Source organism: Longimicrobium terrae (assembly GCF_014202995.1).
GTDB classification, from domain to species: Bacteria; Gemmatimonadota; Gemmatimonadetes; order Longimicrobiales; family Longimicrobiaceae; genus Longimicrobium; species Longimicrobium terrae.
In genome coordinates this window covers 133,058-140,669 of the sequence record NZ_JACHIA010000016.1, presented here as the reverse complement: position 1 = coordinate 140,669, position 7,612 = coordinate 133,058, and the positions used below count along the sequence as shown (strand labels likewise).

Genomic DNA, 7,612 nt, shown 5'->3' with positions numbered 1-7,612 from the left:
CGCGGCTCAGCACCTTGCCATTCGCTCGGGTCGCTATGACCAACTCCCCAGAGGACTTTCACCTCCAAGCTCCAGCCCATGCCGGGCACACAACGAAAAAGGCCCGCGGAGCATCGTGCTCCGCGGGCCTTTTTTCATTCACCGTCCCGCGCTCAGGGCGTGCGCTGGGCGGGGTTGCTGGGGTTGCTCTGCCCGCCGGCGGCGGGAGTGCGCGACGCGCTCGGCGTGGCCTCGGCCGGGGCGTTGCGGCCGGGCTTCACCGTGCCGGAATCCGCGCCGGGCTGCGTACGCCCCGTCCGCGCGGCGGCGGCGGCGGCCGGGTCCGTCACGTCGCCGCGCGCCTGCTCCGCCGCGCGCTCGCGGGCGGCGCGAACACCTTCGCGCTCAAAGCGGTTCAGCCAGCTCATTACGTCCGCGGGCGGCGTGTAGTTGGCCTTGCCGCGCGGCTGTGCCTCGCCCCGCTCCAGCCCGGCCACGAACGGCTCGTAGTTGCTGCCCGGGTGCCACAGAATCCAGTCCTCCAGCCCCACGTCGTACACGCCCTGCTTCTGCTGGCGGATCTGCTCGGCGCCGTACGTCTGGTGGTTGCGCCCCAGCCACGGCGCGGAGAACGCCTGCAGCCACGGCATGATGCGGGCGGGGCGAACGCCCACGCTCTGCAGCTGGTCGCTGCGCCAGCGCGCCATGCCGGCGGACTTGAAGAGCACGTCGTACGGCTGCAGGTCCGGCCGGTGCACGCCGGGAAGGTGCGTGGGAAAGTAGTGCGACGGGTACATCATGGGCAGCACGCCGTCGGCGATGGCGCTGATGGTTTCCCACTGCTGCCCGATGTTCACGTCGCCCGCCTCGTTGGGCGACAGCCCGAACACGTCCGCCGTCACCGTCACGCCCAGCGGGTGCAGGCGGCGCTTGGCCTCGTTCAGGAACGCGGCGATGGCGTCCGCCCGGTCGCCGCGGGCCTTGGGGTGCACCTGCGGCGGCAGGCTCTTGTACGGCTCGGCGAAGCGGATGTAGTCGAACTGGATCTCGTCGAACCCGGCGCGCGCCACCTCTTCGGCGATCTTGAGGTTGTAGTCCCAGACGTTCTCGTCCCAGGTGCTCACCCAGGTGTTGCCCGCCTTGTCCACCCACAGCCCGCCGCCGGGGCGCTGCACCGACCACTCCGGCTTGGCCTTGGACAGCACGGGGTCCTTGAACACCACGATGCGCGCAATGGAGCGGATGCGGTGCGCGCGGAGCGTGTCGGCGATGCCCTTGATGTCGCGAAGGGTGATCTCGTCCGGGGGCGTGAGCTGCACCGGCAGCGGCAGCTGGCTCTTGTAGTGAATGCCGCGCTCGTCCTTGACGTCGATGACGAAGGCGTTGATCTCCGTCTGGTCGGCGATTTCGATGAAGCGCTTGCGATGCATGGCCGAGCCGGCCTTGTACGCGTTCAGGTACAGGCCGCGGACGATGGTGGGCATCTTGTCGCGCGGCGACGGACCGGCCGGCCTGGCGGCGGCCGTCGCGGCGGTGTCGCCCGCGGCTGCCTTGCCGGAATCGGCCGCGGCGGACTTGTTCGCGCCCTTGTCACTTCCGCCGCCGCATGCGGCCAGCAGCACGGCGATCGGCACCGCCATCAGGCGCCGCACGGCAATTTTAGACATCGTCCCGCTCCATCGTAACGCTGTGGATGATTCCCCGCCCTCACGGCCCAACGTGCCGCATTGAACGTTCCGGGGCAAGGGCTTACGCTGATTCGATGCAGCAGAACCGGAGGACGGACCGCGGCCGCGGTACCGGCTTCGGATCGCCCGATGGTGGGATGAAGGGCGGTATCGATTTGGAATCCCGGCGGGGTGCGTGCCGGACAGTGTGGCCCTCACCCCGCGTGCTGCGCACGACGACCCTCTCCCACGAACGGATGTGGGAGAGGGAGCACACACCAACGGCGGTGAGGTGCGGGCGATGGGCTTCGGTGAGCATCCCCGGCCTCGCGGGCCCCTCCCCCGGCCCCTCCCCGTGCAAACTGCCGCACGGAGAGGGGAGAACTGCAACGACTTTACGTTCCGGATGGTGCTGCGCGGCCGGAGAGGCCCCCTCTCCCCGGCCCTCTCCCCCGCTCCGCGGGAGAAAGGGAGACCTCATCGCCGCGTTGGATTGCGGCGCAGGTAGCGTAAATCCGATGCGGTTGAAGCCCCGAACCGGACGCGCCAGCGGCCGGTGTCGGGGGTTCCCGCTGTTCGAGCGGCGGATTCATTCGCTCTCGCGGTGGGGGCCCGCCGGTGAAGCCCACCGGAACGCGATCGGGGCGGCCCCGTGCTCCGGAGCCGCCCCGATCATCATCATCCCGCTATCAACCGCTTTCCGACAAGCGCCCGTGGATCAGCGGCCGCCGGGAACCCAGCTGTTGTTGCGGCGGTTCACGTCCGGGTAGTAGTGCCCCGGATCCAGCTCCACGCGCGCCACCGTTCCCGTCACCGGGATCGTCACCGTCACCGCGCGGGTGGACGGGTTCAGCCACTGCTGAATGGGGATCGTGTGCGTCACCGACTGCCCCGCGGTGTTGGTCACCACGATCTCCGAAGGCGACGGCGCCTGCCCGAAGTCGCGCACCGTGACCGTCACGTTTCCGGACCCCGGCGTCACGATCGACAGCCCCTGGTCCAGCGTGACCGTGCGGTACCAGAACGGGTACCAGAACCAGTCCAGGTCCTGCCCCGCCACCCGCTCCATGGTGTTGAAGAAATCCCACGGGTACGGGTGCTTGAACTGCCACTGGCGCGAGTACTCGCGCATGCCCGCAAAGAACACCGAGTCGCCCAGCGTGCGCTGCAGCGAACGGAGCAGCGTGCCCGGCTTCATGTACGCCGACACGCCGAACGCCGGGCCGAACACCAGGTCGATGTGCTGCATCAGCGGCGCCTCGGCCTTTTCCCCCGCGATCTGCAGATACTGGCCCTGCGTGGTGCCGTACGGATCGCTGGCGGGGAACAGGTTCTTGGTCGCGTTGTTCTCGATGTACGTGGTAAAGCCCTCGTCCATCCACGCGAACGCGGCCTCGTCCTGCCCCACCATCATGGGGAACCACTCGTGACCCAGCTCGTGCGTGATCACCTCGTACAGCTCCAGCGCCGTGGTGGGGCGGCCGATGAAGACGATCATCGGATACTCCATCCCGTAGATGGGGCCTTCGGTGACGGTGATCTGCGGATACACGTACGGCACCATCTGCCGGCTGTGGTACTCGATGGAGTGCTCGCCGTAGTGCGCCGACTGCTCCCACCCCGGCGCGCCCGGCCGGTAAAGCGAGTGCACCAGGATGTCGCGCGGGCCGCCGCCGCTGGCGTCGGGGATCTGCGCCCGGCGCGCGTCCCACAGGTAGCGGTTGCTGGTGGCCCAGGCGAAGTCGCGCACGTTCTGCGCGGCGAAGCGCCAGGTCACCCGGCCGTTGTTGCCCTGCGCCGTGCCGTTGCCGATCAGGTCGCGCCCCACGATGCTCGTGGTGGAATCCGACCGCGCGGCGGTCTCCAGCCGCTGCCGCACGAGCGGCGTCAGCACGTCCTGCGGGTTCTGCAGCGCTCCGGTTCCGCCCACCAGCCACCCGGCGGGAAGGGTGAGCGTCACGTCGAAGTCGCCGTACTCCAGGTAGAACTCGCCCTGCTCGCGGTACGGGGTGACGTCCGTTCCCACCACGTCATCGTACACGGCGATCTGCGGATACCACTGCGCCACCTGCAGCACGCGGCCGCCCAGCGCGTCTTCCCACCCGGTGCGCGGCGCCTGCTGCGGGGGAACCGTGTAGCTCCACGCCGCCTGGAACACCGCGCTGTCGCCCCGGGCAATGGGGCGCGGCAGAATGACGCGGGCCAGCGTTCCGGTAACGATGTAGCCCACGTTGGGGCGGCTTTCGCGCTGGTTGGCCTCGTACTGCGCCTGGGTGATCAGCCGCAGAGTGTCGCCGTTGAACACCAGCGCGGAGAGCTTGAGGCCGCCGGTGTTCATGGGGCTGCCGCGGCCGTAGAACGCCTCGGTGAACAGGTTCTGATAAAGATTGAAGCGCACTTCCGGCAGCGCGTTGGGCGAGCGGTTGCGGTAGGTGAGCCGCTCCTGTCCGGTCAGCACGCGGGTCTGGGGGTCCAGTTCCGCGGTGATCTGGTAGCGCACCGCCTGCTGCCAGTAGTTGGCGCCCGGGGCGCCGGTCTGGCTGCGCGTTCCCGCCTGCACCGCCCTGCTGTACTCCGTGGTCGGCTCCACCCGGCGCACGAACGGGCGCCCGGCGGTGTCGAGGGCCGCGCCCTGCGGAAGCGGCGCGATGATGGGCTCCGATACGGGCGCACACGCGCCCAGAACCAGCACGGCCAGCAGGGCCGTGCGTCGAACATTCATGAACAAGGTGGTCTCCCGGTCTGATGTGCGGGACTGCGTGCCACGGACGGGCGGATCAATTCTCTTGCCACGGGCGGAACGCGAGTGCCGTGAATGTGCTACATCGTTGGGGGACAAGGAGTTCCGCAAACTGCAGGGAATAGGGAATAGGGAATGGGGAATAGGAACGGCACGGAAAGCACGAACGGGCGCCGTGAAGGCGCCCGTTGAGAATGCTTCGATGAACACGGGACGAAAGGCCGTGTTTCCTCCGCTGTTCTCCGCGACCCCCGCGAACCCCCGCGGCCTCCGCGTGAGATGCGGTTTGCAGAGCGTCAGGACGTGCCGGAGGCGTGCAGGTCCAGCTCCATCTCCACCTCGGGCGAGTAGATGGTGGCGCCCCGGTAGCGGAAGCCTGCCTTCTGGTACGATCGAAGCGCGGGGCGGTTGTGCGGCTCCACGGAGAGCCAGAGGCGGTCCAGGTCCAGCGTGCGCGCCACGTCGGCGGACAGGCGGTTCACCTGCGTACCCAGGCCGCGCCCTCTCACGCCATGGTCCAGAAAGATCGCATATTCCCGCACGCCGGGACGGTCCGTGGGCATGAGCATGGCGTGCCCCGCCATGCGCCCCTCCACCTCCACGATCAGGTGGGTGCCGCCGGGAAGAATGCCGTCCAGCCAGCGCGCGATGCGGCTTTCGCCCTCGGGCGGGAGCCCCTGGGCGGCGCGCTTGGGTTCGAAATCGTGGTAGAAGCGGTCCAGGGCGGACCGGTCTTCATCCGTGTAGGAGCGTACGTGAAACACGCGGCCCTGGCGATCGAAGAGGGTGGCGGGAACGAGCGCGGAGGGAAGGTCGCGCTCGAGCGGAACGGAAAGCGCGGCCGTCACCAGCCCAGGCCCCATCCGCGGATCAGCGGCAGCGCCTGCCGGCGCAGCGATTCCAGCGTACGGCGGTTGGTGGCCTCGATTTCCGCCCGCCGCGGGACGGGGGCGTGCGACGCCGGATCATCGCGCACGCGTTCGGGAAGCAGCTCCGGCGCCTCGCCCTGCCAGCGGTTCAGCCAGTCGTGTGGAATGCGGTCCGGGACGGTCTGCCCGCTCAAGCCGCCCCAGATGAGCGTCCACGCGCGCGGCACCACCTGCCAGATCGCGTATCCCCCGCCCCCGGTCGCGACCACGCGGCCCTTGCAGTGCTTGTCCGCCAGTTCGCAGACGAGGCGGATCGTTTCCTCGTACAGCCGTGTCGTCGCGCGCAGGTGCGTCAGCGGGTCCAGCGAGTGGCCGTCGCACCCGTTCTGCACGACGACGACATCGGGGCGGAACGCTTCAAAGATCTCCGGGAGCAGCTTCTCGTGGATGCCGATCCACGAATCATCCTCCGTGAACGGCTCCAGCGGCAGGTTGACGGAATATCCGTATCCATCCCCATCCCCCAGTTCGTCCACGAAGCCGGTGCCGGGAAACAGGTAGCGCCCGGACTCGTGGATGGAGACGGTCATCACCTCCGGATCCTCGTAGAAGATCCCCTGCACGCCGTCGCCGTGGTGCGCGTCGTAGTCCAGGTACAGCACGCGCGACCCGTGCTCGCGGCGGATCCACGCGATGGCCGCGGCCAGGTCGCTGTACACGCAGAAGCCCGATCCGCGGCCGCGGTGCGCGTGGTGCAGCCCGCCGCAGATGCTGAACGCGCGGTCCACCTCGCCGCTCATCACCAGCTCCGCCGCCCGGAGGGTGGCGCCGGTGACCAGGGCGGTGATCTCGTGCATCCCCGCAAAGACGGGCGTGTCGTCCGTCCCCAGCCCGTACGCGCCCGCGTCGTCCGTCGGGCCGCCGTCGCTGAAGCGGCGCACGGCGTCCACGTACTCGCGCGAGTGCACGGCCAGCAGCTCCGCCTCCGTGGCCATCCGCGGCGCCACCACGCGCGCGGTGGTGTCGTTGATGAGCCCCAGCGACTCCATCAGCGACACCGCAAGCACCAGCCGCCGCGGGTTGAAGGGATGGTCGGGGCGGAACTTGTATTCCGCCACGGCCGGGTCCCAGATCAGCGCGGAACGCACGGTCACGACAGTCCCCCGCCGCGAAGGTCGCGCTCCAGCGACGGCCATCCCACCTGGAACCCCGCCGCTTCCAGCGAGGCGATCACCTCTCGCGGGTCGATGGTCCCGATGTGGACGATGGCCACGCGCTGGCTGCCGGATCCGCCGGGGGGCACCATCAGCGAGCAGACGTTCACGCCGCGCTCCTCGCCGATGATGCGCATGGCCCGCGCGAGCTGCCCGGCGCGGTCGTTGAGCGCGATCTCCAACCGCGACGACGAGCCGGCGGGGCCCAGCAGATCCACAAAGGCGTGCAGCACGTCCGTTTCGGACAGGATGCCCAGCAGCCCGCCGTGCGCGTCCACCACCGGCAGCGCGCCGATGTGGTGGCGGTCCATCAGCTGGGCCGCGTCTTCCACCGCGTCGTACGGGCCCACGGTGATGACGGAACGGCTCATGACGGTGTGGATGGGCGTCGCGGCCAGGAAGTCCGCGACGCCGGGATCGGGCTCGGTGAGCGGCGAGGGCATGGCCAGGCGGATGTCGCGGTCGCTCACGATCCCCACCACCTCGCCGTTTTCGACGACGGGAAGGTGGCGTACGCGGTGCTCGCGGGTAAGGCGCAGGGCGTCGGCCAGCGACTGGTCGGGGGACACCGCGACCGGATCGCGGGTCATCCGTTGGGATACCAGCATGAAAACTCGGAGGAGGGCGTGCGGATGCGCGGGCGCGGCGGGCCGCTCCGGAGAGCGGCGCGCCCGCGAAACGTCAGAGGTCGATCTTCTGCCCGGGGCGGCGCCCGGCGAAACCGGCGCGCGTGCACACCAGCGACACCGCGCCGGCGCCGTCCACCCAGACCACGGCGTTCTGCCCGAACACCAGCCCCAGCTCCACCAGCAGCGGGCGCACGTCGCCCAGCAGAAGAAAGCCGGGCTCGGTCCACGCCGGGTCGCTGCCGTGCGCCTCGGTGCGGCGAAAAGCCACGCCCAGCGAGCGGACGTGCCGCATCAGTTCCAGGTCGGCCGCCCGGTTCTCCTCGTCGGAGCGGGGCATGGACGCGGGGTTGTACGCGGTGATGATCCCCGACGGCCGCAGCGACTCGTCGGGAACCTCGCCGTCGAGCCGCACGTGCAGGGTGCCCGCGGGAGTTTCCACCGACCAGTCGGTGCGGTGGTACTCCTCCAGCAGTTCTTGGTCGCCGAGGATCACGGGATCGGTCTGGGTTGTCAC

At 69.6% G+C, this 7,612-nt stretch carries 6 protein-coding genes; all 6 read right to left on the bottom strand.

Annotation, left to right across the window (positions count from 1 at the left end; all coding sequences use genetic code 11):
* Nucleotides 1–152 precede the first annotated feature (152 nt).
* A complete protein-coding gene (locus tag HNQ61_RS21000) occupies nt 153–1,646 on the bottom strand; it encodes a putative glycoside hydrolase (RefSeq protein WP_170032620.1) in 1,494 nt (497 codons plus the stop codon).
* Nucleotides 1,647–2,364: 718 nt separating this feature from the next.
* Complete coding sequence (locus HNQ61_RS20995) at nt 2,365–4,368, bottom strand: M1 family metallopeptidase (protein WP_170032622.1); 2,004 nt, start codon at nt 4,366–4,368, stop codon at nt 2,365–2,367.
* Between the two features lie 314 nt (nt 4,369–4,682).
* Nucleotides 4,683–5,249 carry a GNAT family N-acetyltransferase gene (locus tag HNQ61_RS20990; RefSeq protein ID WP_170032624.1) on the bottom strand — a complete coding sequence of 189 codons (567 nt, stop codon included), beginning with the start codon at nt 5,247–5,249 and terminating at the stop codon, nt 4,683–4,685.
* The gene (locus HNQ61_RS20985) at nt 5,231–6,409 is read right to left on the bottom strand and encodes an arginase family protein (protein WP_170032626.1); all 1,179 of its coding nucleotides are present in this window, start codon (nt 6,407–6,409) and stop codon (nt 5,231–5,233) included. The genes HNQ61_RS20990 and HNQ61_RS20985 overlap by 19 nt, the downstream gene beginning before the upstream one ends.
* A complete protein-coding gene (locus HNQ61_RS20980) occupies nt 6,406–7,077 on the bottom strand; it encodes a CBS and ACT domain-containing protein (RefSeq protein ID WP_221239709.1) in 672 nt (223 codons plus the stop codon). Before HNQ61_RS20980 ends, HNQ61_RS20985 begins: the two co-directional genes overlap by 4 nt.
* Nucleotides 7,078–7,150: 73 nt before the next feature.
* Complete coding sequence (locus tag HNQ61_RS28890) at nt 7,151–7,612, bottom strand: DUF3293 domain-containing protein (protein WP_170032630.1); 462 nt, start codon at nt 7,610–7,612, stop codon at nt 7,151–7,153.